Origin of the sequence: Marinospirillum insulare DSM 21763, assembly GCF_000686905.1 — a bacterium.
Lineage (GTDB): Bacteria > Pseudomonadota > Gammaproteobacteria > Pseudomonadales > Halomonadaceae > Marinospirillum > Marinospirillum insulare.
In genome coordinates this window covers 1-23297 of sequence record NZ_JMLW01000007.1, presented here as the reverse complement: position 1 = coordinate 23297, position 23297 = coordinate 1, and the positions used below count along the sequence as shown (strand labels likewise).

The window sequence follows — 23297 nt, the reverse complement described above, 5'->3', positions numbered from 1 at the left end:
GAGTTAGCTCCGTGATGCTAGCCAATTAATAATGAGTTGGCTTAACTTGCTGACAAGTAGGTCAGCTTCTTCGTCGGTAAGTGTCAGGGGAGGCAAAAGGCGAACCACCTGCCCAGCTGTCACGTTAATTAATAAACCTTCATTTAAAGCAAGTTCAACTAGCTCAGCACAGGGTTGATCTAGTTCTATACCCATCATTAAACCACGAGCGCGAACGGCTTTTACGCCTTGGGTTTCTGCAAAGACTTCATTAAAGCGCTTGGTTAAGTAATCGCCTAGTTCACCTGCTCGTTTTGCTAGCTGTTCTTTTTCTAAGGTTTCTAGCACAGCCAATACTGTCGCGGAACCAAGAGGTGTACCACCATAAGTGGAACCATGGTTACCCGGTTGAAAAAGGTTGGCAGCTTTGCCCTGAGCCATAACAGCACCAATAGGAAAGCCATTGCCTAACCCTTTAGCCGTGGTGAGTACATCAGGCTTCCAGTCATAGCGTTGGTAGGCATAAAAGTAACCTGTACGACCATTACCCGTTTGAACTTCATCAAGCATAAGCAGCAGATCATGCTTATCACACAGGGCACGTAAGCCATTCATAAACTCATCCGTTGCCGGCGTCAAACCGCCTTCACCTTGAACTGGCTCAACCAAAATAGCGGCTATATCTTTACGACGTTCTACTAGGTTGGTAACGGCTTCTAAGTCATTGTAGCTGCTGCGTACAAAGCCACTAACTAGGGGTTCAAAACCCGCTTGTACTTTGCGGTTGCCTGTTGCGGTTAAAGTGGCTAGGGTGCGGCCATGGAAGGCATTTTCCATAACAAGTACATGAGGAATATCTAGGCCTTTTTTGCGGCCATGTAAGCGGGCTAGCTTGATAGCACCCTCGTTAGCTTCAGCACCAGAGTTGCAAAAGAAAATATTGTCCATGCCAGAGAGCTGGCTTAATTTGGTGGCAGCCGCTTCTTGCATAGGTATTTGGTAAAGGTTGGAGGTATGCACTAATCGGCTAGCCTGCTCACAAATAGCTTGAGTAACCGCAGGGTGTGCATGGCCAAGGCCACAGACAGCAATACCGGTAATGGCATCTAGGTAAGTTTTGCCGTTAGTATCGGTCAGCCAAGCGCCTTTGCCTTCAGCAAAAGCAACAGGTAAGCGACCATAAGTGTGCATCAGGGCGGAGTTAGCCATGGTGCAAAATCCCTCCATAAATAAGCGGGCGAACCCGAAAAACAATTAGTCTAAGCACTTGCCTGGTGACTGGCAAGGTGCACTTAATTTTTTTATGTAGCTTGTTAATCAGTTGGTTTGAGCGGTAAGATTGACTAACTTGGTCGGGTATAAGCCCTAAGTATTTTTTAATCTGCAGAAAAGGTAAGTTTAAATGTCTTCTACAATCGATACCATTAAAGAACAAATTGCTAGCAACCCTGTACTACTTTACATGAAAGGTACGCCGCAGCTGCCTCAGTGTGGTTTTTCATCGCAAACTGTACAAGCTTTAATGGCCTGTGGTCAAAAATTTGCTTTTGTAAATATTTTAGAGCATCCAGATGTACGTTCTGAGTTACCTAAATATGCTAACTGGCCTACTTTTCCACAGCTTTGGCTAAACGGTGAATTAGTCGGTGGTAATGATATTATTGGTGATCTGCACCAGCAAGGTGAGTTGCAGCCTATGGTAGAAGCTGCTGTACAAGCCTCAGCTCAAAGTTAAAGTTATTCTGGCATGGTTTTTAATGCCAGATCCCAACCGCCGAGCTGGTGCCAAGTGTTAATAATACTGCAAAAAAGCTCGGCGGTTTTTTCCGTATCATAACAAGCAGAATGCGCTTCTCGGTTATCAAAAGGAATGCCAGCGGCTAGGCAAGCACGAGACAAGACCGTTTGGCCGTAAGCTAAGGCAGCAAGGGTTGCAGTATCGAAGCTTGAAAAAGGATGGAAAGGGTTGCGTTTAATGTTGCACCTTTCTACAGCAGCATTAATAAAGCCTAAATCGAAACTAGCGTTATGTCCTACCAAAATGGCTCGGGTGCAATTATGTGCCTTAACAGCCTTGCGGATAGCTTTAAACACCTCATCTAAAGCTTCTCGCTCATCTACAGCTATACTGTGTCTAAAGGAATTGTCTAAATCAATTTTAGTAAAGTCTAAGGCCGCCTGCTCAATGTTGGCACCGGCAAAAGGAATTAAATGCTTAGTTACACTATGATCAGGTAAAATGATGCCGCTTTCATCCATGGTTAGAGTTGTGGCAGACACTTCAAGTAAAGCATCGGTAGCAGAATTAAAACCGGCGGTTTCAACATCCACCACTACAGGCAAATAGCCACGAAAACGCTTGGACATAGGATGTTTGATATTCGACTGACTGTTCACGCAATGCTCCTGACCGGCGTGTAAATGAAAGGCTTGGGTTACAGCAGCAACTAGCTTAACATAGCTGAAAGGTATTTTATTTTTTACCTAAAGTTTAACTTGTCTAGGTCGACAATTCTTTAACCTAGTTAACTAAAGGATTTTAGCGTGTCTTTTCTAACAGCTTTGTTACAGCCTAGTATTAAACGCTTGCGGCCATTAGCTTTAATGGGGTTATGCCTGTTAACCACTAGTGGTGGCGTTTATGCAAGTAGTTGGCAGGCAGGCTATGAGAGTGCTTTATGGCAAGCTAGTGATCCCTCTAAACTGAATTGTGAACTAACCCACTACATTCCTAATTTTGGTGAGGCACGTTTTATACATCGTGCAGGTGAAACCGTACGTTTAGAAGTTCAACCCTTTCGTAATGCTTTGCGTGGTGGTGCTGTTAAGCTGGTTGCCTTGGCTCCTCAATGGATGCCGGGTGCTAACACGCGTCCTTTAGGTGAGTATGATTTTCAAAAAACAGACCTGCCCATTCGTATTACTACCCCACAAACTGAACTAATTTTAGAAAGCTTGCGCCAAGGTTTAATGCCATCAATGCTGCAAGAAGACCAAGATCAACGCATTGAAGCTCGCCGTGCCAGCTTAACTCCCATTAATTTTCATCAAGCATTTGCTGACTTTCAGGTCTGCCAAGCACAACTTCTACCCGTCAACTATGACCAAATTCGTGATGTGGTTATAGGCTTTCATTTAGGTGGTGCTAAGCTAACCCAAGCTGACCGTGATCAACTCGATTTATTAGTGCGTTATACCTATGCTGACCCTGAAGTTGTATTAGTGATGGTGGATGGTCATTCAGACTCTTCGGGTACACGCCGTGACAACCGAGAGCTATCCAGTGAGCGTGCCGATTCTGTTACTGAATACTTAGTTGCACGTGGTATGCCACAAGAAATGATTAAGAGTCAGTACCATGGTCAGCGTTACCCTGTAGCAAGTAACCGCACAACAGAAGGCCGTAGTAAAAACCGTCGCGTAACCATTAAGTTAGAGCGCGAGCTGGAAATCAAACCTATTTTTTAGTTGTTTGGATATTTTTAACCAGTTTCTAAGCGCTAGTCGCTGACGCTTAACCTTCCTTGCGTTATAATCCCATTTATTAAGTTTTCGGGCTGCTTAGGCAGCCTTTTGCTGTTTACTGTTCCTGCTTCTGGCCTTAACGTCAGAGTAGTTTAAGGAGAAATCATGTCTGATACACAAAAGCCTGATGTTAAAAAGGTAGTTCTAGCTTATTCTGGTGGTTTAGATACTTCTATTATTTTGAAGTGGCTAGAAGACACCTATGGCTGTGAGGTTGTTACTTTTACTGCTAACTTAGGTCAGAACGATGAGCTAGAGCCGGCTCGTGCAAAAGCTGAAGCCATGGGTGTGAAAGAAATCTACATCGAAGACCTGCGTGAAGAATTTGTACGCGACTATGTTTTCCCTATGTTTCGTGCCAACGCCATTTATGAAGGCGAATACCTTTTAGGTACTTCCATTGCACGCCCATTAATTGCCAAGCGTTTGGTAGAAATTGCTCAAGAAACGGGTGCTGATGCCATTTCTCATGGTGCAACGGGTAAGGGTAATGACCAAGTACGTTTTGAGCTAGGCGCTTATGCACTGATGCCTGGCGTACAAATTATTGCCCCTTGGCGTGATTGGGATTTGCTATCCCGTGAAAAACTTATGGCTTATGCTAAAGAACATAATATTCCCATCGATTTTGCTACCCAAGGCACTAAATCACCTTATTCTATGGATGCCAACCTACTGCATATTTCTTATGAAGGCGGCTTGTTGGAAGACCCTTGGGCTGAACCAGAAGAAGCCATGTGGCGTTGGAGCGTTAGCCCAGAAGCAGCGCCAAATGAGCCCACCTATATCGAGCTAACCTACGAGAAAGGCGATATTGTAGCCATAGATGGTGAAGCACTTAAACCGCATGAAGTACTAGAAAAGCTTAACCAGCTAGGTGGTGCTAACGGTATTGGTCGTTTAGATATCGTAGAAAACCGCTACGTAGGTATGAAAGCGCGTGGTGCTTATGAAACACCCGGTGGCACCATTATGTTAAAAGCTCACCGTGCTATCGAGTCCATCACCTTAGACCGTGAAGTCGCTCACCTTAAAGATGACCTAATGCCACGTTATGCTGAGCTAATCTACAATGGTTACTGGTGGAGCCCAGAGCGTAAAATGCTACAAACCATGATTGATGAGTCGCAAGAGTTTGTTAACGGTAAAGTGCGCGTTAAGCTTTATAAGGGCAATGTTATTCCTGTGGGCCGTGAATCTGCTGATACTTTGGTAGATGAAAGCGTAGCAACTTTTGAAGATGATGCAGGTGCTTATGACCAAAAAGATGCTGAAGGTTTTATTAAACTGAATGCACTGCGCTTGCGTATTGCTGCACAAAAAGGCCGTAACCTTTTATAGTTTTATTCATTATAAAACTACTACTGCTAAAAAAACCCTGCCTCGGCAGGGTTTTTTATTGGCTAGAGAAGAGGTAGTGTTAAAAGGTTTGCAGGTGTTTTATTTTATTAACTGGCTAAAATAACTAAAAAGCACTTGATGCTAGCTGCTGGCTTAATAAACACAAGGAGTTGTTATGCAAATTTTAACCCGTTCCTCACCCTGGCGGCGATTATTGGATAACCCGCAAAGGTTACAGATTAATCCTTCTATTTTGTTAGCACCCTTGCAAGAAGTTTTTGCTGACTTTCCTGAACAGTTAGATGCACAGGAAATTAAACCTTGGCAACTAGCTTTTGTAAAAGCCTTGCAACAAATGGACATCCCTGCCTGGCGTATTAGCCAACTGATAAGTGATCATAATGATTGGCTCTATAAAGAAACCATTACTAAAAGCCTTGCAGAAATGCAGGCCAATGGTTGGGGTGAGCCACCGGTCGATTTTTGTATTTTGCAGTTAGGATCGGCCGCACGCCATGAGAGCCTGTTACGACCAGACCAAGATAACGCCATGATTATCGAAGATTTTCCTGTTACGCGTTATTTAGAAATAGATACTTGGATGCAGCATTTGAGTGAGGAGTTTACCCAGCGCTTAGATGTTGCAGGCATTCCTTTATGCAAGGGGCATGTTATGGCGCGTTGGCCTTTATGGCGCAAGCCAGCCAGTGAATGGATGGAACAGATGCGCTTATGGACAGCTGGACGTAGTGTTAAAAAAGTGCAGTTGTCTAATATCTTTTTAGACTTTAACCCTGTGTACGGTAATGCAGAGTTAGCTAAAAAACTTCAAGAAGAGCTCAGCCAGCTATTACCTAAAGCACAAGGCTTTTTAAATATCATGGGTAGTTTATTAGATGATATTCCTGTTGCCTTAGATAGCTTTGATCGTTTGCAAGCCAGCGGTAAAGATGCACCACACACCCACGCTTTAAACCTTAAGCAGCAAGGCTTACTACCCTTACAGTCTAGTGTTAGGTTGCTTTCAATTATGCAGGGTGTAAGAGCCGTCGGTACGAGGGAACGACTTGTTGCTTTAGTGACCAGGCAGGTTTTATCACCTGAAGAAGCTGAAGATTTAACTCAAGCTTTGAATCATCTGCAAGAGATTTTATTAACCGCTCAACTTGAAAGCTTAGACTCTGGGCGCTTGGCAGATAGTTGGGTCGATCTTCAACAGTTAACTGAAAGACAAAAGCAACTGTTAAGGATCGACCTTAAATTAATAAAAAGTTTTGTGCGTCAACTACGCAAGAAGTTTACTGATTAGTGATGGTGTCCTTTTATATGACCTTTCATGCGACCCTTCATGTGGCTAGAAGGCTCTAGCTTGCGAACAGGTAGGTTGAGCTCTATCAGGCTGCCATCATCTAGTTTTAAGCTAACCAACACCTTATCGTCTACTTTAAGCGGCTTTTTTAAGCCGATTAGCATGATGTGTAATCCACCTGGCTGTAAAAGAGTGATGCTATCAGCAGGTAGGTCTATTTGTTCAACCTGACGCATCTGCATAACACCCTCGACCTTAGTATGGGTATGTAGTTCAACCGCATCTGCCACTGCACTATTTGCGCTAACGAGGGCACGACTTTTATCACCTGTGTTATGAATTTCCATAAAGGCTGCTGTTACTGCTGCAGTCGGTGGCACAGCACGAACGTGAGCATGGTGAACTTGAATGTCCATTGCTAAAGCAGAACAGCTAGCAAAGATAGATACAGTAATTAATAAACGTAAAATTTGCATAATAATTCCTTAAAGTTGGTTTTCTAGGGCTTGAATTAAGACTGCCTGTAGTTCTTCACCACTAATTGAGTGAGGTAAGGTTGCTAGCAGTTTGCCACTTGAGTTTACTAGGTAAAAATCTGAAGTATGATCAACGGCATAGCCCATAGCAGAGTCAATTTCGACATAACGATAAAAAGCCCCATACTGCTTGGCAAGCTTGGCTAGATAGTCCTCTTCTCCAGTTAAACCTAAAATGCCTGCTTCAAAAAAATCGACATAATCAGCTAGCCTTTCTGGGCTATCCCTTTTTGGATCCACAGAAATAAAAATAGGCTGTAATTGATCACACAAATCGTCAGGAAGTGAATTAACTGCCTTAGCTAAAAACAGCATAGAGGTAGGGCAGATATCTGGGCACCAGGTGTAGCCAAAATAAATGAGTGCTAACTGTCCCTCAAAGTCACTTAACGAAACCTCACCTTGATGGCTAGTTAGGGTGAAAGGTGCACCGGTTGGCTTTCCACTGGTAGCAGAAGGGTTAGGCTGGTCTAAGCCACCTTTTATTTGAAAAAAAGCAAGGCTTAATAACAGCAATGCACCTAAGTACAGCAGTGAACGATTAACTTTCATGTATTTTCCTATTTAGCGATAAATAATTTTATATTTTTAGCTAATTAAGGGCGGCGCTCTAGGAGAAGCAGTAAAAAGGTTAGGGTGTTGGTGAAGGGGGTTAGGAACTGAAGTGAACAGCAAAGACTCTATTGGTAAATAGCTTAAATAATCTAGGTCGGCTAGGCTAGATGTAGCCAGAGCGGGTAGGCAAGCAGGACAATAGTTGAAAGGTTGTAGAGACTCACTAAGCTCGGTATCAGTGGCAATTAAGCGTTTTTCAAAACCACCGTGCCAAGCACAAACTTCTATATAGCCATTGGCATGAACTTGAATAGGTGCCACTAAAAAAGGCGTAATAACCCGCTGTGTAATAACCAATAATGCTAACAATAGCATTAGGGTATTAAACAATGGACGTTTTATAAGCATGCTCTAACCTTCAAAGTGTTTGCAGGACAATATATCAACAAAAAGCTAATTTTAAAAATTTGTGTGCTGCTAGGGCTGTATTGTTGGCAACTCAATAACAAACCTTGCACCTTTTAGAACTTGCCCTGCCTCCGCATATAACAACCCTTGGTGATGAGTAATAATACCTCGGCTAATAGGTAAGCCTAAACCAGAGCCCTTGGGTCTTGAGCCGCTGGCATCTTTATGCTGCTGAATCTGGTGGAATTTTTCAAATACCTTATCACGTTCTTCAGTGACTATGCCGGTACCATTATCTTCTACAGCTAAAAGCCAGCGGTTGGTTTTAGAGCTAATTGTCATAACCACCCTAGCGTCTTCAGGAGAAGTAAATTTGCTGGCATTATCTAACAAGTTTATGACGACCTGTTGCAATCTATCTGGATCTGCCTTAACCCAAGCTTCTTCAGCGGGCAATAAAAGCTTTAACGCTACTTGGCGGTCATCATATAACTGAGTAATGGCATCGGCAGAGTCTTTAGCGAGTTCACTAAGGTTAACTGGTTTAAGGTCTAAACGCATTCGCCCAGACTCTAAACGGGCTAGGTCTAAAATTTCTTCTATTAAGCGAGATAAGCGCTCACTTTCTTTAACAATTACATCTAAAAAGTGACTTTTCTGTTCAGGTGATACTTCTGGGCTATCTCTGAGTATTTCTGCAAAAGCTCGAATAGAGGTAAGTGGAGTGCGGAGTTCATGGCTAACCATGGCCACAAACTCATCTTTTAGTTTGTCTAGTTCGCGCAGTCTTACGTTGGCACCGCGTAATTCCTCACCAATCTGTGCTAATTCCGTCGATTTTTGTTCAAGGCGCTTATTGTACTCTAACGCTTGAGAGGTGGTGTCTAAGATACTCAGTACAGCTTCAATATCTAGAGCTTCACCTCTAACCACAGAGTTGATTAACACCCTAGCCGAAGCACTGCCTAAAGCACCGGTTAAGGCTTTTTCAGTGTGTGCTATTAGTGTGGGTGAAGCGGGCGTGTCATCTGCCGCACTGGGTGACTCGGTGCTACCTAACTGGGTAAATATTTTTAAGGTGGCGACCTTGCCAAGGTAACGATTAGCTAGCTGATACAGCTCACCTTTGGTGGTTTGCCCAAGCCAAAGGGGGGTTTGCATCACATCGGGTCGTAAGGCCTCGGTAAATAAAGCAGCTTGGGTTTGTTCTAAATTGGATTGGCGTGAAAAAAGTGATACACCCACCAACAAGCCTATATTAACTAGCAGGCTCCAAAATAATGCATGAGCATAAATATCCCAGCCTTCTAAACCAAATAATGCATAGGGCTTTAGCCAAGCAATACCCCAAGGGCCTTGATTAATGAGAGAAGAATCTAACCAGCCAGACAGCGCAAAGCCAGGTAAAAGCAGGGTGTAACCCCAAACAATAAAACCACCGACTAAACCTGCAGCTGTGCCTTTAGCATTGCCACCTCGCCAATATAAGCCGAGCAATAAAGCTGGCGCAAACTGGCTGGCTGCCGCAAAAGACACCAAGCCTGTGGTAACTAGGGTGTAAGATTCACCAATGAGTGCATGGTAGAGGTAGCCAAGTAAAAGAATAAGTAAAATAGCAACACGGCGAATACCCAAGAGCCAGCCACTTAAGTTTAGTGCAGGATCTAGGTGCAACCATTTCCAACGTAACAATACCGGCATGACCAAGTGGTTACTGACCATAGTAGAAAGCGCAATGGTTTCGACTATCACCATACCTGTAGCCGCTGATAAACCACCAATAAATACAAACAGTGGTAAGGCATCTAAACCCGCTGCTAAAGGTAAAGTTAAAACATAGTCATCAGGTGAACCATCGCCCATCAATAACCCAGCCAGAGCGATGGGAATAACCATGATATTGATAGCAAATAAGTAGAGAGGAAAAATCCAGCCTGCACGTTTAACGTGGCGCTCATCAACATTTTCTATCACTAAAACTTGGAACTGTCGTGGAAGCGTTATAAAGGCTAGAGTCGAAAGAATTAAAGTGCCCACCCAGCCAACTGCGCCCCCTGGCACTGCATCTAACCCTAAGGTGCCTACTAAGTCTGTTCGGCTGGCTGCCTGCTCAAATAAATCCATCGGGCCTTGATACAACCAAAAAACAACAAAAATACCCGCAGCTAAAAAGGCTAAAAGCTTAACAATGGACTCAAAAGCAATAGCAGCCACCATGCCCTCATGGCGTTCACTGGCATCTAAGTGGCGTGTTCCAAAAAGAATAATAAAAACCGCTAGAACAATTGCTACCCAAAAGGATTTGTCGAACAAAAAGGCTTTAGTGGCCAAGGCTTGGGTGGGTTCAAGTGGATAACCGGTTAATAAAGCATGGCTGATGGTAATGGCTTTAAGCTGCAAGGCTATGTAAGGCATAACGCCAATAACAGCAATAAGCGTAACCAGCACACCTAAGCGGGTACTTTTACCGTAACGGGCGCTGATAAAGTCGGCAATGGAAGTGATTTTTTGGGCGCGTGAAATCCGAATCATTTTACGGATCATAAACCAGCCTAATAGCATGGCCAGTGTTGGGCCTAAATACACCAATAAAAAACTTAAACCAGTTTCTGCAGCACGGCCCACGCTGCCGTAGAAAGTCCAGGCAGTACAGTAAACGGCAATAGAGAGGGCATAAACTAAGGGGGAGTTAATAATCGAGCGCCCTTGGATAGAGCGCTTATCACCCCAGGCTGCGATTAAAAATAAAATACCTAAATAGCTAAAACCGACCGCAAGCGAAACCCATTCAGTTCTCATCTTTACGCTCCAGAACCCATGCTGCTAGCAGAATAATAACCAGCCAAGCGCTAAAAACGTAAACAGGCAAAATAGACAAGCCTAAGCTGCCAGGTCTATCGAAGAGTAATAAAATGGGCGGTAAAAAAAGCACTAGGGCTAAAAGCGTTAAGCCGACCAGCCTAGAGCGGGTAGGTGAGCCTTTCATAGCCGTGCCTCCTTTGGTGAGTCGTTATAGGGTGAGTCGTTATAATCGTTTGTTAGCTTTTTTTATTATGCATAACCGTGTTTTGTAACTCTAAAGCTGCTTCTAGGGTAGTAATGCCTCTGGCCTCTAGGCGTGATAATAAAGTAAGTAATAGCTCTGCAGTAACGCGAGCATCACCTAGTGCAGTGTGGCGGGTATTGGGTGGAAAGGTGAGTTGAAAGCGTTTAGCTAGCGCATCTAAACCATGACCTTCTAAGTTTTCATCTAGGCCGCGGGATAAAAGCAAAGTATCCAGCACTGGCATGGTGAACTCTATGCCAGCTTCAGCTCCTTCTAAAGTGACTGCCAGTAAATCAAAGGCAGCGTTATGAGCAACTAACACACCATTGCCTACAAATTCACGAAAGCGCGGTAGTACAACACTAATCGGTGGGCTTTTTTCAACATCGGCATCAACAAGGCCATGAATTTTTGTGCTAGCCGGTGGAATAGCGCGACCAGGATTGACTTTTTGATCGAACACTTCTTGAGCAAGCAGGCGGCCATTTATAATACGGCAAGCCCCAATGCTTATTATTTTGTCGCCTTTACGCAGTTCTAGGCCAGTGGTTTCTGTATCAAAAACCACCAGCTCTAATTGATTAAGAGCCAGTTGGCCCAGTTCATTGGTAGGTGGCGGCAAATCGGCAATACTAAAGTCATGAAATTCTGGACGCGCCTCAATGGTTGGTAGGGGCGGGTAAACGCGAGTAGCAGCAGGCAAGGGCATGCGTAAGCGAGCAAAATTTTGATCTAAGTCAGCCAAGCTCCACCAGTCACTAGAATGACGGCGTAAAATATCACCTAACTTGGGCGATATTTCCTCGTTGGCTAGAGGTAACTCACTCCATTCTTTTAGTTGCTTTAAATGCAGTGGCTGGCCTTGCCAAATAAGGTCTAGGTAAACGCGGTTATTGCCCAGTTGTATTTCAGCTTCAAAGTCTTTTTTATTCGTCACTTGCTGTAAAAGCTGAATAACCTTCTGTAATAAGCCTAGCAAGCTAGGTGTGTCGGCTCTTACCCATAGGGGAATGCCAATTGGGGTTAGACTAATTTCTTGCTGAGACAGGCTAGGGGTTAAGGCCTGCCATAAGTCATTCGACCAGGTATCGGTTAGCTGGCCTTGATCTAGGTGGAGTGCTTCTAAAAGTTGGGCTAATTCACTAATTAAACCACTTAGGGCTTGGCTGTCTTCCTGCATGGCTAGCTGTAAACGCTGGTTTAGCTCTGCTGTAGTACCACCATTACTTAATAGTTCGCCAGCAGTAGCAAGATTAGCAGCATGTCCACGTAAGGCAGGTAAGAGGGTTGAAAGAGGTTTACGCCAACGCATATCAGATTGCTGGCGCTCGGTGGTATCTTCCAGCATCAGTAGTGCTTCCCCCTGGCTAGCCACAACACGGCGTAAATCACATAAAAACCAACGGTTACGATGGGGGAGTAGAAGTTGACGTGGACTACCATCTTTAGGCAAGTTTTGCAGAGCATCGATTAAGCTGGGTGCTGGCAAAAGTTCTTCTAGTCTACGGCCTAAGCCTAAAGCAGGGTTTTCTGCAAAAAGTTTTTCTGCAGCAGGGTTAAATAAAAGTAGACGTTGATGCTGGTCGCACAGCAATAAGGGGAGTTTTAAAACTTGCAATAAAGCTTCTAGCTCTTGGCGAATACGTGCCGCATCTTTAGCCCCTTGAATGCGTGCATCAGCTAATAGGGCTCGGTCTTGACGCCAGCCTTGGCGTAATTGATTAAGGTCAGGCTGTAGTGTTTCTAACCAGCCTTCGGGGGGGTAGTCGTCTTGGGCATCTGGATTAGCAGCCATGCGGGCTACCTGTACTTGCAAATGACGTAAAGGACGCATCAAACGGGCTTCTAAAACAAAGCCCAGTAAAAAAATAAGTAGGCCACTAGCTAGGGAAACACCCCAAATAATAAGGCGCAGATTACCCGTGGGTTGAATTTGGCTATCTAGCCAAGCAGCACAAAGTAAGCCAGCAAAAAAGGTCACACCGCTGAGCAGTAACCAAAGGCTTAATAGCTTATGGCGTGCTGGCATGATTAGTCTTCCTGTAAACCTTGGGAGCTTTCGTTAAGCAGGGCTTGAACTTTTTCAACCAGTTGGCGGGTTGAAAAAGGTTTGGTGATATAGTCATCAGCACCTAAAGCTAAGCCTTTTTCACGCTCAACCTCGCGCCCATGTGCGGTCAGCATAACGATAGGAAGGCGCTTAAAGCTTTCTTGGCTGCGCAGTTGTTCGAGCACTTCGAAGCCACTGATACCAGGTAAACTAATATCAAGCAGTACTAGATCGGGTGGGTTTTCAGTCACCAATGCCATGGCTGACTCACCATCAAGTGCAGTGGTTACATCAAAACCTGCTTGCTGCATTAAAAACTCTAATGACAATACAATGTTGGGTTCGTCGTCTACTACCAAAACTTTAGCCATAAGCTATCCCCTAGGAAAATATACCTTATCTGAGTCTAGAGGTTTAAAACTTTACGGCAAGTCTACTAAGGTGTAGCTACCTACTTACGCAACTAAGCCTTGAGTCTCTAAATAAAGGTAATACCAACAGTGAATAGCTTTTCAACTTCGCGCACCTTGCGTTTGTCGACTAAAAAGAGAATAACCTGATCGCCTGCTTGAATAACCAGTTTTGGGTGAGCAATCATAACTTCTTTATCCCTTACTAGCGCACCTATAGTAACGCCTTCAGGTAAAACGATGGCTTCAATGCTGCGCCCGACAATCTTTGAGCTTTTTTCATCGCCTACTGCAACGGCTTCTATGGCTTCTGCAACACCACGACGTAAAGAATGCACGTTTTTAACCTGGCCACGCCTGACATGGGTTAGCAGGCTACCTATGGTCGCTTGTTGTGGTGAGAAGGCAATGTCTACTTCTCCACCTTGAACTAAGTCTACATAAGCAGCATTGTTAATAAGCGTCATGACCTTGCCTGCGCCCATACGCTTAGCCAGCATAGAAGACATAATATTGACTTCATCGTCGTTGGTGACGGCACAAAAAATATCGACATCATCAATGCTTTCTTCTTGTAGTAGGCTTTTGTCTGTTGCAGAGCCATTTAAAACTACAGTTCTTTCAAGTCTTTCGGCTAAATCAATACAGCGCTGAGGGTTGTATTCAATTAATTTTACTTGGTATTCATGTTCAAGGCTTTCTGCGAGGCGCTCACCAATATTGCCGCCGCCTGCAATTACAATCCGTTTATAACTATGGTCGATTTTGCGCATTTCGCTCATAACAGCACGAATATCTTTACGCGCAGCAATGAAAAACACTTCATCATCCACCTGTACTAGGGTGTCGCCTTTAGGGATTAACGCTTGGTTTTGGCGATAAATAGCAGCGACACGGGTATGGATATTGGGAATGTGCTTGCGCAGTGTTGATAGCTCTTGACCAATAAGCGGGCCGCCATAGTGGGCTTTTACAGCAACTAGCTGAACAAGGCCACCGGCAAAGTCTAATACCTGTAAAGCGCCTGGGTATTCAATTAAACGGCGAATATGGTTAGTGACTATTTGCTCTGGGCTAATAAGCACATCAATATCAAAGCCCTTGCCGGGGTTAAACATGCCTTTGCGTGACAGGTAAGCAGCAGAGCGAACCCGAGCTATTTTAGTGGGCGTGTTAAATAACGAGTGAGCAACCTGGCAAGCCACCATGTTCACTTCATCAGAGCTAGTGACTGCAATCAGCATATCGGCATCTTCACAACCGGCTTGGCGTAAAACAGCAGGGTAAGAAGCCTTACCTTGAATGATGCGAATTTCGAGTTTGTTTTGTAAGTCACGCAGACGACTGGAGTCGCTATCTACAACAGTAATATCGTTTTCCTCACCCGCCAAGTTTTCTGCAAGGCTACCGCCTACTTGACCTGCACCTAGAATAATTATTTTCACGGTTAAGCTCCTTAAGTGCGCCAGAAGGCACGAGTGAAGAGAATCATAAAGGTCACAATTTCTAGTCGGCCTAGAATCATGCCAAAGCTCATAAGCCATTTACCTAAATCTGGCAAGCTGGAGAAATTACCTGCTGGGCCAACGGTGTTACCCAGTCCTGGACCGATATTAGCAACCGCAGTGACTGCAGAAGTAAAGCTAGTAATAAAATCTAGCCCCATAAAAGAAAGGGCTAAAGCCAAGGTGCCTATGGTTGCAAAAAAGAAAAAAGCAAAAGCCACCATAGAGCGAATGACGTCATCAGGAACAGGGCGACCATTGTAGTTTTGTGAAAAAACGCCGCGTGGGTGAAGTAGAGTCATCATTTGGTTGCGCATTAACACCAAAGAGAGCTGGTGACGAAACACCTTAAAACCCCCACTGGTTGAACCTGAGCAGCCACCGATAAACATAATGTATAAAAAGAACAGCACTGCAAAGTTACCCCAGCCATTATAGTCAGTTGAAGAAAATCCTGTGGTGCTGACTATAGAAACAACATTAAAGCTGGCTTGAGTAATCGCTTTAGACCAATCCCAATCTAATTGTGTGGCAAGGTAGAGGGACATAATTAACACAGCGCTTAATAATATTTTGGCTAGGGCTCTGACCTGACTGTCTTTAAAAATAGGTAAGGGGTTACCTTGAATCATGTGTACAAAAAGCACAAAAGGTAAAGAGCCAAGAAACATAAAAACAACACCTATCCACAGAATACTGCTAGTTGCTGCAAATTGTCCCATTGATGCATCATAATTAGAAAAGCCACCCGTTGCTGAGGTGGTCATACCATGAACAAGGGCATCAAAAGGTTCCATGCCCGCTATCCAGTAACTAAGAATACATAGTGTAGTTAAGCCCACGTAAACCTTGCCTATGGCCTTAGCCAAGGTGCCCGAGCGGGGTAGAGCTTTTTCAGACCAGTCAGACGATTCAGATTGGAAGAGACGCATACCCCCAACCTGCAAAAAGGGCAGAATAGCCATGCCCAGAACAATAATGCCTATACCGCCTAGCCACTGCAAAATGGCTCGCCACAACAAAATACCTTGAGAGGTTGCATCTAAGCCGCTAAGAATGGTTGCTCCCGTTGTTGTTAATCCAGAAACGCTTTCGAAAATAGCATCGGCTAAAGGCAGTTGAGTAGGGCCAAAAATAAAGGGTAAAGCAGAGAATAAGCTAAGGATAATCCAACTAAGGCTAGTTAATAAAAAGATTTGCCTGCCACGTAAATGGAAGGGAGCAAGCGAACCAATAAATACCATGGCTCCGCCGCTAACCAGTGTAACCAGCATAGAGTAGAAGAAGGTTTTAGTTTCAACTCCTTCACCTTGAAAAGCCAAAAGTAGTGTTGGAGCAAGCTTGAAGCTACCCAGTAAGATAAGAAGCAGACCTAAGAGTTTAATGAGTGGTGCTATCCACTCAAACCCCTGTCGTAATATAGATATCTCTTGGCGACGTTTAGAACGGCTAACTTTTTGTGCGAAGTTAGCTCTTGAAGCAGGCAGCATACGAGTCCTTGAAAGACACTTGGTTTAAGCCTGCAAGGATAACGCTAGTGCAGCAAAGTGACCAGTCACTCCTGAGCAATTTATCCTAAAAAAATAAACGCATGTTTGAAAGTTGGTCTAAAAAGCCTAAACTGCTGAGCAAATTAACTTGTTAGGAGTAAAAAATGCAAACACGTACCCCAATAAAAGTTCGTGGTTATCACTTAGATTTATACAGCCATGTAAACAATGCGCGTTATTTAGAGTTTTTAGAAGAAGGACGCTGGAACTTTCTTGAGCAGCAACCGGGCATAGAAGAGCTGATGAAGTCTGGCTTAGGCATGGCGGTGGTGAATATTAATATTAATTTTCGCCGGGGTGCATTTATGAATGAAGAGTTAGAAGTGCTAACCGAACTTACCAAAGTCGGTAATAAAAGTGCGCTTATTCAACAGAAAATACAACTAAAAGGCACTGATACACTCATTGCAGATGCGGATGTAACCTTTGTGGTGACAGATCAAAAAGCACAAAAAGCAGTGCCTTTTGAAGGTGAGTTGTTAAAGTTATTACAAGCTTGGCAAAAAAAACCTGAGTAATGCAATTGTAACCTTAGGGCGTATAATAGCTCCCACTAAAAAGTAGCGGTAAGTAAGCCTGCTACTGAGTTACTTGGGAGTAAATTAATGAATTCCTCAACAAGCAATGCACCCGTCATTACACTTGATGGGCCAGGCGGCGCAGGCAAAGGCACGGTAAGCATGCGCCTTGCACAAGCACTTGGCTGGCATCTTTTAGATTCAGGAGCGCTTTATCGCCTAGTCGGTTTAGCTGCCGAGCACCATGGTGTGGCCTTAGATAATGAACAGGCGCTGAGTGTTTTAGCAGAGCATTTAGATGTGCAGTTTCTTACCGGCAAAGATGACTTAGTACAAGTGATGTTAGAAGGTGAGAATGTTAGCCATGAACTGCGCACAGAGCGTGTTGGTGGGCTAGCCTCGCAAGTGGCTGCTTTAAATGGTGTGCGTGAAGCGCTTTTGTCTAGACAAAGAGACTTTGCAGACCTACCTGGCCTTATCTGTGATGGGCGCGATATGGGTACCGTAGTCTTCCCTAATGCACCTTTGAAAATATACTTAACCGCTAGTGCCGATGAGCGAGCTAGACGCAGATTAGAGCAGTTGCGGTCTAAAGGTGTGGCTGCTAAACTATGCGACCTAAAAAATGACATTTTAGAGCGGGATGAGCGGGATATGAGTCGCTCAACTGCACCGCTAAAACCTGCTGAAGACGCCTTGCAGCTAGATAGTACGCTGTTAAGTATCGATCAGGTTGTCGAACAAATTCTTGCTGAGGCTAAAAGCCGAGGCTTGGTGTCTTAAGCCCCTCCGCTTAAGGTGGCTCTAGTAGTCTAAGTAGTATGGAGGTTGTGTAGGGTAGGTGTCATAGTTTGTCAGAATCCACTTTTGAAAGTTCTGCCAAGCTTAACTAGCGTTAACACTCCTACATAAAAATAATCAGGCCCGCGTTTGCTAGTGGCGTGGAGGGCGGCAATTTCGCCGCATTAAAGACATTTAAAATCGAGTAAATAATACATGACACAATCCTTTGCCGAACTCTTTGAAGAAAGCTTGCAAACAGTCAATATGGAAGTGGGCTCTATCATTAAAGCCACTATTGTTGATGTTGATGGTGACTGGGTTACCGTTAATGCTGGCTTAAAGTCGGAAGGTGTTATCCACCGTAATCAGTTTGAAAGCACTGAAGATCTAACCGTTGGCTCACAAGTATTGGTTGCACTAGAAACTGTAGAAGACGGTTTTGGTGAAACCCGTCTATCCCGTGAGAAAGCACGTCGTGCTGAATCTTGGATTGAGCTAGAAGAAGCTTTCGAGAAGAGCGAAATCGTCAAGGGTATTATCAATGGCAAGGTCAAGGGTGGCTTTACAGTTGAAATCAATACCATCCGTGCCTTCCTACCTGGTTCATTAGTTGATGTGCGTCCTGTACGTGACACAGCACACCTTGAAAACAAAGAACTAGATTTCAAAGTAATCAAGCTAGACGCTAAGCGTAACAACGTAGTTGTTTCACGTCGTGCCGTACTAGAAGCAGAAAACTCTGCAGAGCGTGAAGAGCTGCTAGCTAACCTAGCCGAAGGCCAAGAAGTTAAGGGTATTGTTAAGAACCTTACAGACTACGGTGCCTTCGTTGACTTGGGTGGCGTAGACGGTCTACTACACATCACCGACATGGCTTGGAAACGCATTAAGCATCCTTCTGAGATTGTTGCTGTTGGCGATGAAATTAACGTTAAAGTACTTAAGTTTGACCGTGAGCGTAACCGTGTATCCCTAGGTCTTAAGCAGCTAGGTGAAGATCCATGGATTCAAATTAAAGCACGTTACCCCGAGTCTTCTATCATTAAAGCACGCATTACTAACCTAACTGATTACGGTTGCTTTGCTGAGCTAGAAGAAGGCGTTGAAGGTTTAGTACACGTGTCTGAAATGGACTGGACTAACAAAAACGTTAATCCTAAGCAGGTTGTAAACCTAGGTGACGAAGTAGAAGTCATGATTCTAGATATCGATGAAGAGCGTCGTCGTATTTCTCTAGGTATCAAACAGTGCCGTCCTAATCCTTGGGAAGAGTTCTCAAGCAAATACAACAAAGGCGACAAAGTTTCTGGCGCTATCAAGTCAATCACTGACTTTGGTATCTTTGTTGGCTTAAATGGTGGTATCGACGGTCTAGTTCACTTGTCTGATATTTCTTGGAACGACACTGGCGAAGAAGCAGTTCGCAAGTTCAAGAAAGGTGAAGAAGTTGAAACCATCATTCTTTCGATTGACCCAGAGCGTGAGCGTATCTCTCTAGGTGTTAAGCAACTTGAAAGTGATCCTTTCAATGAGTTCCTAGCACTAAACGATAAAGGCTCTATCGTTAAAGGTAAGGTTTCTGCTGTAGAAGCTAAAGAAGCCGTTGTTGACCTAACAGATGAAGTTCAAGCTGTTCTAAAAGCTTCTGAAATTAGCGCAGAGCGTGTAGAAGATGCACGTAACGCTCTAAAAGAAGGCGACGAAGTTGAAGCACGTATTATCAACGTTGATCGTAAGAACCGTGTGATTAGCTTGTCTATTAAAGCCAAAGATAAGGTTGAAGCTGAACAGGCCGTTGCCACTCAGCGCGAAGCCCAGGCTGAGCTTGCAGGTCCAACCACTATCGGTGACCTAATCAAGCAAAAAATGGAAAACAACTAAGACTTATTTATAATTAAGCTTAGTAACCAAAATCCCCGCCTAGGCGGGGATTTTTTTGGTCTTTTTTAAGCGTTTTTTTAATTGTTATTTTAAAGCTCAACGGCCTTGCGCACATGCACACCCCAAAAAAGAAAGGGTTGCAGAGACTTTAGAATATCGCTAGATAATACTTCAACTATTTCATATTCAGGTAGACGTGTATCGCGAGGTGGGGGGTGCATATACACCTGACCACTTATAGCACGAATGCCCGCACAGATGGGTTGAGAGATATTTTCACCTCGTTGCGTGACCACTGCAGTATCACCATTTTGAAGCTTGACTGCTGTGCCAGGTGGGTAAATACCTATTTGATTTAAAAACAACTTAGTTAATGCTGGGCCAACTAAGGTGCCCCGTTCACTGAATATTTTTTTTAAGGCAAATTTAACAGGTAAGGCCTGGCGGTATTCACGCCTACCTATAAGGGCAATATAAATATCGGCTAAAGCAACTAGCTTGGCTTCATTACAGATGGCTTCACCTTTAAGGCCCTGAGGATAGCCACTGCCATCTAAGCGTTCGTGGTGGTGTAAAACTGCTCTAATCCACATAGGGTCACGAATGCCCATAGACTCAAGCATCACAACTGATTTGTCTGGATGAGTGCGTACCGCCTGAATTTGATCTTCTGTTAAAGGCGTTTTTTGTTTATTTAACCTGTCTTGAATGGTTAGCATGCCAAGGTTAGCTGTTAAGGCGGCGGCTAGAATGCTAAACAGTTGCTCACCATGAATTTTTAATCTGGTGGCTACCACTGCAATTAAAATCGCGCATTGAATAGGATGGTGAAGGCTATAATTGCTTTTTTCTTCACGCGGCCAATGAACAGTACCTAACAAGGCTTCAGGTGATCTTTCAGCTAAACCGAGTAGTTGGCTGCATATATTGCGTATATCTCTAAAAAACAATTCAGGAGCAGCAGAATTGCCACTTTTAATATGGCTAAAAGCTTTTCCTAACTGGTCTTCTAGTTCGATAATTTCTAAAAAAGGATTAACATTGTTGGAGTAACGAAAAGGTTTAAATTCACTGCTGTAATCAACTCGGTCATTAGGATCTCTTTTTACCAAGCCCCGCTGCATAAGAATTTCTATTTGTTGTTCGTTACTTATCATTGCTCCACGAGAAAGGAGCAAGCGTCCGCCTCTAGTATAAATATCTAGTGTTGTTTTCTTGCCAACGGTTAATTCACTTGGGCGAATTTTTTCAAGCATTTATGTCGTTCTCAATAAAAAAATACAAGCTACTAGCTAGAATAGCGCCTAACCTACATTGAAGGTGTATTTTTTTCCTTGATCCGTGTTTGTTCTTGTAGTATTTATATTTTAATGAAGATAGAGGCATAAAGGTGTATTTGGTAAGCTTCTTTATGCAACTTTGTGTTAAATGATGTTATGGATTATTGGAGTTATTTTTTATATACTAGAAAACATTAATTAAGCAGCGTCTTATTTTGACTTAAAACAATTGTTTGTTTTGTAATTTCGGTAACTACAAGCGGGTGGGCTAATAAAATGAGCGAAACAAAGGATGTTGAATCTGTAGCTGAAGAAAATTACTGCATTGCATTACAACCTATATGTGATGCAGAAATGAGGCATGTTGCAGATGAGCTGCTTTATCGTTCTAGTGCAACAGCAACCTTTGCACAGGTTGATGATGACCTTATGGCGACCGCGAGGGTTATTAATGCTACTTTTTTAGAAAACGGCATAGAGAACCTCATAGGTAATCGTAAACTATTCTTTAATGCGCCAAAAGAGTGGATTCTTAAGCCGGAATTACTGCCGCCCCACCCGGATCAAGTGGTTGTTGAAGTGTTAGAAAGCGTCACTGGTGAACCTGAAATTGTAGAAGCCTTAAAGAAGGTGCGTAAACTAGGTTACGATGTAGCGCTCGATGACTTTATTCTTAATGATGAAACCCGCCCTTTATTAGATGTAGCAACCATTATCAAGGTAGATCTTTTTGAGCCTGTTCTTGAAGAAGATATCGCCGAATACAAAAGTCGTGGTATCCGCCTCTTAGCTGAAAAAGTTGAAGACTTAGAGAGCTTTAACCATTACAAACAAATGGGTTTTGAAATGTTTCAGGGTTATTTTTATGCTCGCCCTGAAGTGCATAAAGAAACTTCACGCAAAGGCCGAGCTAATAACCATGGCGCACAAATACGTATTCTTTCAGAACTGCAAACTGAAGAGCCTGACTATGAGCTATTAGAAAACTACATTGCACAAGACCCTCAGTTAACTTTTATGCTGCTTAAATACGTTAACTCAGCTGCTTTTCGCCGTAGAAATGAAATTACTACCATCCACCAAGCTTTGAACACACTTGGCTTAGATAGGGTTCGCAGTATAGTTACTACGGTTATGTTGGCTAATAATGGACCTGCCAGTCGTTTACTTTTGCCTCAAGCCTTAACACGTGCAGAAATGTGTCAAATTATAGCTAGCGAAACCAGTGATATTAATCCCCGATCTGCGTTTATGTTAGGTTTAATGTCGATGATGGATTTGCTCATGGCAATGGAAATGTCAGAGCTAATGGAGCAGTTGCCTTTGTCGCAAGAAATAAAAAATGCAATTTTACTGCGTGAGGGCCGCTTAGGTAAGCTGCTCAATCTAGTGATAGCCTTCGAGCATGCTCAGTTAAATGGTAAGTCTCCAGAGTTGGTCACTAGGTTAAATAAAGCTTGGTTAGAAAGCCAGAAATGGACAAATGAAGTTATGGGTGAGGTTGAATACTAAACCATTTATTAACTTACTAGGCTTTTTTAAGCCAATAGCGGTAGTGCTGCTGATCCTCTTGTTGATCGACTAAATTATGTTTCAAAAATTGACAAAATTTAGGTACGTCTCTGGTTGTAGCTGGGTCAGTAGCAATTAATAGCAAGACCTCTCCTGTTAACATCTCATCCAATTTTTTGTGCAGCAGCATTATAGGTTCTGGGCAGTAAAGCCCCGAAGTATCTAATAAGTGCTGATGCTCAACTACTGCTTTATTCATAAACCTTTCCAAAAAAACTGCGGCTACAAATGAGCCGCAGGTGTTAAACTGTTAACCAGTATTTCAGTTGACTTAACTTTTTTTGCCAACTCTAACGGCAAGAACATCACAGGGTGCGCCGTGTAAAACACCGGTAGAAACTGAGCCTAGAAGTAGTTGGAAGCCATGGCGACCATTGCTACCTACAACAATTAGATCAATATCTTTTTCGTTGGCTAACCGATGTGTTTCTGTGTCTGGCATACCTACCAACACATGCTGGTTTTCTTCAGGAATATCAATATCATCTAGCAGCTCTTTTAAGCGGGTACGAGCATGGGAGTCTAGTTGGTCTTGTATGCTGGTTAAATCCATAGGGATGTCGCCGCCATAAGCAAAGCCTAAAGGTTCTAGCGTATGAACAACAGATAGTTTTGCGTCTTGGTTACGTGCAGCAATTTCTTTGGCGCGCATTAATACTTTGCGTGAATCTTCAGATAGATCAATAGCGACTAAGATGTTTTGGTACCTGGATTCAACTCTCAAGTGCAACTCATTAAACTAGGATTGGATGGCAAGCTGCTGTAGCATCTTATGCTTTTCAATCGACCAAGAATGAGAAGCAAACATGAGACACTACACACAGCTCACCAGAGAGCAACGATACCAAATATCTGCCCTGCTTGATAACAATTTAACCCAAACTGAGATCGCTAAAACGCTTGGTGTTCACAAATCAACCATTAGTCGAGAGCTTAAACGTAATACAGGCAAACGTGGATATCGGCCTAAACAGGCTCACGAATTTACCGAAGAAAGGATCAAACAACGCTCAAAAAAACGCTTTATTGAGCCTATTTGGGGTGTTGTT

At 43.5% G+C, this 23297-nt stretch carries 23 protein-coding genes; 9 read left to right on the top strand and 14 right to left on the bottom strand.

What is annotated here, in order from left to right:
- Nucleotides 1–3: 3 nt before the first annotated feature.
- Complete coding sequence (locus BP27_RS0103805; RefSeq protein ID WP_027850416.1) at nucleotides 4–1188, bottom strand: aspartate aminotransferase family protein; 1185 nt, start codon at nucleotides 1186–1188, stop codon at nucleotides 4–6.
- Between the two features lie 193 nt (nucleotides 1189–1381).
- On the opposite strand from BP27_RS0103805, the gene grxD reads away from it, so the two are divergent.
- Nucleotides 1382–1714, top strand: coding sequence for a Grx4 family monothiol glutaredoxin (gene grxD / locus BP27_RS0103800; RefSeq protein WP_027850415.1), 333 nt, complete (start codon nucleotides 1382–1384; stop codon nucleotides 1712–1714).
- A gap of 2 nt (nucleotides 1715–1716) precedes the next feature.
- Here the strand turns inward: grxD and rnt are convergent, their stop codons facing one another.
- Nucleotides 1717–2346 carry a ribonuclease T gene (gene rnt / locus BP27_RS0103795; protein ID WP_084324507.1) on the bottom strand — a complete coding sequence of 210 codons (630 nt, stop codon included), beginning with the start codon at nucleotides 2344–2346 and terminating at the stop codon, nucleotides 1717–1719.
- Between the two features lie 177 nt (nucleotides 2347–2523).
- On the opposite strand from rnt, the gene BP27_RS0103790 reads away from it, so the two are divergent.
- The 3 genes from BP27_RS0103790 (at nucleotide 2524) to BP27_RS0103775 (ending at nucleotide 6154) form a co-directional block, all read left to right on the top strand.
- Nucleotides 2524–3447: a MotY family protein gene (locus BP27_RS0103790; RefSeq protein WP_051610258.1), complete on the top strand. Its 924-nt coding sequence runs from the start codon at nucleotides 2524–2526 to the stop codon at nucleotides 3445–3447.
- Nucleotides 3448–3609: 162 nt separating this feature from the next.
- The gene (locus tag BP27_RS0103785) at nucleotides 3610–4845 is read left to right on the top strand and encodes an argininosuccinate synthase (protein ID WP_036239340.1); all 1236 of its coding nucleotides are present in this window, start codon (nucleotides 3610–3612) and stop codon (nucleotides 4843–4845) included.
- Nucleotides 4846–5020: 175 nt separating this feature from the next.
- Nucleotides 5021–6154: a DUF294 nucleotidyltransferase-like domain-containing protein gene (locus tag BP27_RS0103775; protein ID WP_027850411.1), complete on the top strand. Its 1134-nt coding sequence runs from the start codon at nucleotides 5021–5023 to the stop codon at nucleotides 6152–6154.
- Here the strand turns inward: BP27_RS0103775 and BP27_RS15120 are convergent.
- The 9 genes from BP27_RS15120 to BP27_RS0103730 form a co-directional block, all read right to left on the bottom strand.
- The gene (locus tag BP27_RS15120) at nucleotides 6151–6630 is read right to left on the bottom strand and encodes a copper chaperone PCu(A)C (RefSeq protein ID WP_036239338.1); all 480 of its coding nucleotides are present in this window, start codon (nucleotides 6628–6630) and stop codon (nucleotides 6151–6153) included. The genes BP27_RS0103775 and BP27_RS15120 overlap by 4 nt on opposite strands.
- 9 nt (nucleotides 6631–6639) lie before the next feature.
- Complete coding sequence (locus tag BP27_RS0103765; protein ID WP_036239336.1) at nucleotides 6640–7242, bottom strand: SCO family protein; 603 nt, start codon at nucleotides 7240–7242, stop codon at nucleotides 6640–6642.
- Nucleotides 7243–7278: 36 nt separating this feature from the next.
- Nucleotides 7279–7653, bottom strand: coding sequence for a hypothetical protein (locus BP27_RS0103760; protein WP_027850409.1), 375 nt, complete (start codon nucleotides 7651–7653; stop codon nucleotides 7279–7281).
- Between the two features lie 69 nt (nucleotides 7654–7722).
- Nucleotides 7723–10452, bottom strand: a complete 2730-nt coding sequence (locus tag BP27_RS0103755) for a sensor histidine kinase (protein ID WP_027850408.1) — start codon at nucleotides 10450–10452, stop codon at nucleotides 7723–7725.
- Nucleotides 10442–10639 carry a hypothetical protein gene (locus BP27_RS0103750; RefSeq protein ID WP_027850407.1) on the bottom strand — a complete coding sequence of 66 codons (198 nt, stop codon included), beginning with the start codon at nucleotides 10637–10639 and terminating at the stop codon, nucleotides 10442–10444. The genes BP27_RS0103755 and BP27_RS0103750 overlap by 11 nt, the downstream gene beginning before the upstream one ends.
- A 52-nt stretch (nucleotides 10640–10691) precedes the next feature.
- On the bottom strand, nucleotides 10692–12728 hold the full coding sequence (locus BP27_RS0103745; RefSeq protein WP_027850406.1) for a 3'-5' exonuclease: 2037 nt from the start codon (nucleotides 12726–12728) through the stop codon (nucleotides 10692–10694).
- Nucleotides 12729–12730: 2 nt separating this feature from the next.
- Complete coding sequence (locus tag BP27_RS0103740; protein WP_027850405.1) at nucleotides 12731–13120, bottom strand: response regulator transcription factor; 390 nt, start codon at nucleotides 13118–13120, stop codon at nucleotides 12731–12733.
- Between the two features lie 107 nt (nucleotides 13121–13227).
- Nucleotides 13228–14604, bottom strand: coding sequence for a Trk system potassium transporter TrkA (gene trkA, locus BP27_RS0103735; protein ID WP_027850404.1), 1377 nt, complete (start codon nucleotides 14602–14604; stop codon nucleotides 13228–13230).
- A gap of 11 nt (nucleotides 14605–14615) precedes the next feature.
- Nucleotides 14616–16154, bottom strand: coding sequence for a TrkH family potassium uptake protein (locus BP27_RS0103730; RefSeq protein WP_084324497.1), 1539 nt, complete (start codon nucleotides 16152–16154; stop codon nucleotides 14616–14618).
- A 164-nt stretch (nucleotides 16155–16318) separates the two neighbouring features.
- Here BP27_RS0103730 and BP27_RS0103725 point away from each other — a divergent pair, with 164 nt between their 5' ends.
- The 3 genes from BP27_RS0103725 to rpsA all read left to right on the top strand — a co-directional run bounded on the left by BP27_RS0103725 (nucleotide 16319) and on the right by rpsA (nucleotide 19396).
- Nucleotides 16319–16732 carry an acyl-CoA thioesterase gene (locus BP27_RS0103725; protein ID WP_027850402.1) on the top strand — a complete coding sequence of 138 codons (414 nt, stop codon included), beginning with the start codon at nucleotides 16319–16321 and terminating at the stop codon, nucleotides 16730–16732.
- An 87-nt stretch (nucleotides 16733–16819) separates the two neighbouring features.
- Complete coding sequence (cmk, locus tag BP27_RS0103720) at nucleotides 16820–17515, top strand: (d)CMP kinase (protein ID WP_027850401.1); 696 nt, start codon at nucleotides 16820–16822, stop codon at nucleotides 17513–17515.
- A 213-nt stretch (nucleotides 17516–17728) separates the two neighbouring features.
- On the top strand, nucleotides 17729–19396 hold the full coding sequence (gene rpsA, locus BP27_RS0103715; RefSeq protein WP_027850400.1) for a 30S ribosomal protein S1: 1668 nt from the start codon (nucleotides 17729–17731) through the stop codon (nucleotides 19394–19396).
- Between the two features lie 89 nt (nucleotides 19397–19485).
- Here rpsA and BP27_RS0103710 read toward each other — a convergent pair whose 3' ends face one another.
- Complete coding sequence (locus BP27_RS0103710; protein WP_027850399.1) at nucleotides 19486–20652, bottom strand: HD-GYP domain-containing protein; 1167 nt, start codon at nucleotides 20650–20652, stop codon at nucleotides 19486–19488.
- A 300-nt stretch (nucleotides 20653–20952) separates the two neighbouring features.
- Between BP27_RS0103710 and BP27_RS15115 the strand changes: the two genes are divergently transcribed.
- On the top strand, nucleotides 20953–22188 hold the full coding sequence (locus BP27_RS15115) for an EAL and HDOD domain-containing protein (protein ID WP_051610257.1): 1236 nt from the start codon (nucleotides 20953–20955) through the stop codon (nucleotides 22186–22188).
- 16 nt (nucleotides 22189–22204) lie between these two features.
- Here the strand turns inward: BP27_RS15115 and tusA are convergent, their stop codons facing one another.
- Together tusA and BP27_RS0103695 are read right to left on the bottom strand one after the other, a co-directional pair.
- A complete protein-coding gene (gene tusA / locus BP27_RS0103700) occupies nucleotides 22205–22447 on the bottom strand; it encodes a sulfurtransferase TusA (RefSeq protein ID WP_027850398.1) in 243 nt (80 codons plus the stop codon).
- A 72-nt stretch (nucleotides 22448–22519) separates the two neighbouring features.
- A complete protein-coding gene (locus BP27_RS0103695) occupies nucleotides 22520–22972 on the bottom strand; it encodes a universal stress protein (RefSeq protein ID WP_036239334.1) in 453 nt (150 codons plus the stop codon).
- A gap of 82 nt (nucleotides 22973–23054) precedes the next feature.
- On the opposite strand from BP27_RS0103695, the gene BP27_RS0103690 reads away from it, so the two are divergent.
- On the top strand, nucleotides 23055–23297 hold a 243-nt coding region (locus tag BP27_RS0103690), incomplete at its 3' end, for a helix-turn-helix domain-containing protein (protein WP_027850396.1).

Excerpts from the sequence above, each read along its gene's own strand:
- BP27_RS0103805 (WP_027850416.1), bottom strand. The coding sequence starts at position 1,188 with ATGGCTAACTCCGCCCTGATGCACACTTATGGTCGCTTACCTGTTGCT.
- grxD (WP_027850415.1), top strand. The coding sequence starts at position 1,382 with ATGTCTTCTACAATCGATACCATTAAAGAACAAATTGCTAGCAACCCT.
- rnt (WP_084324507.1), bottom strand. The coding sequence starts at position 2,346 with ATGTCCAAGCGTTTTCGTGGCTATTTGCCTGTAGTGGTGGATGTTGAA.
- BP27_RS0103785 (WP_036239340.1), top strand. The coding sequence starts at position 3,610 with ATGTCTGATACACAAAAGCCTGATGTTAAAAAGGTAGTTCTAGCTTAT.
- BP27_RS0103775 (WP_027850411.1), top strand. The coding sequence starts at position 5,021 with ATGCAAATTTTAACCCGTTCCTCACCCTGGCGGCGATTATTGGATAAC.
- BP27_RS15120 (WP_036239338.1), bottom strand. The coding sequence starts at position 6,630 with ATGCAAATTTTACGTTTATTAATTACTGTATCTATCTTTGCTAGCTGT.
- BP27_RS0103765 (WP_036239336.1), bottom strand. The coding sequence starts at position 7,242 with ATGAAAGTTAATCGTTCACTGCTGTACTTAGGTGCATTGCTGTTATTA.
- BP27_RS0103760 (WP_027850409.1), bottom strand. The coding sequence starts at position 7,653 with ATGCTTATAAAACGTCCATTGTTTAATACCCTAATGCTATTGTTAGCA.
- BP27_RS0103755 (WP_027850408.1), bottom strand. The coding sequence starts at position 10,452 with ATGAGAACTGAATGGGTTTCGCTTGCGGTCGGTTTTAGCTATTTAGGT.
- BP27_RS0103750 (WP_027850407.1), bottom strand. The coding sequence starts at position 10,639 with ATGAAAGGCTCACCTACCCGCTCTAGGCTGGTCGGCTTAACGCTTTTA.
- BP27_RS0103745 (WP_027850406.1), bottom strand. The coding sequence starts at position 12,728 with ATGCCAGCACGCCATAAGCTATTAAGCCTTTGGTTACTGCTCAGCGGT.
- BP27_RS0103740 (WP_027850405.1), bottom strand. The coding sequence starts at position 13,120 with ATGGCTAAAGTTTTGGTAGTAGACGACGAACCCAACATTGTATTGTCA.
- BP27_RS0103730 (WP_084324497.1), bottom strand. The coding sequence starts at position 16,154 with ATGCTGCCTGCTTCAAGAGCTAACTTCGCACAAAAAGTTAGCCGTTCT.
- BP27_RS0103725 (WP_027850402.1), top strand. The coding sequence starts at position 16,319 with ATGCAAACACGTACCCCAATAAAAGTTCGTGGTTATCACTTAGATTTA.
- cmk (WP_027850401.1), top strand. The coding sequence starts at position 16,820 with ATGAATTCCTCAACAAGCAATGCACCCGTCATTACACTTGATGGGCCA.
- rpsA (WP_027850400.1), top strand. The coding sequence starts at position 17,729 with ATGACACAATCCTTTGCCGAACTCTTTGAAGAAAGCTTGCAAACAGTC.
- BP27_RS0103710 (WP_027850399.1), bottom strand. The coding sequence starts at position 20,652 with ATGCTTGAAAAAATTCGCCCAAGTGAATTAACCGTTGGCAAGAAAACA.
- BP27_RS15115 (WP_051610257.1), top strand. The coding sequence starts at position 20,953 with ATGAGCGAAACAAAGGATGTTGAATCTGTAGCTGAAGAAAATTACTGC.
- tusA (WP_027850398.1), bottom strand. The coding sequence starts at position 22,447 with ATGAATAAAGCAGTAGTTGAGCATCAGCACTTATTAGATACTTCGGGG.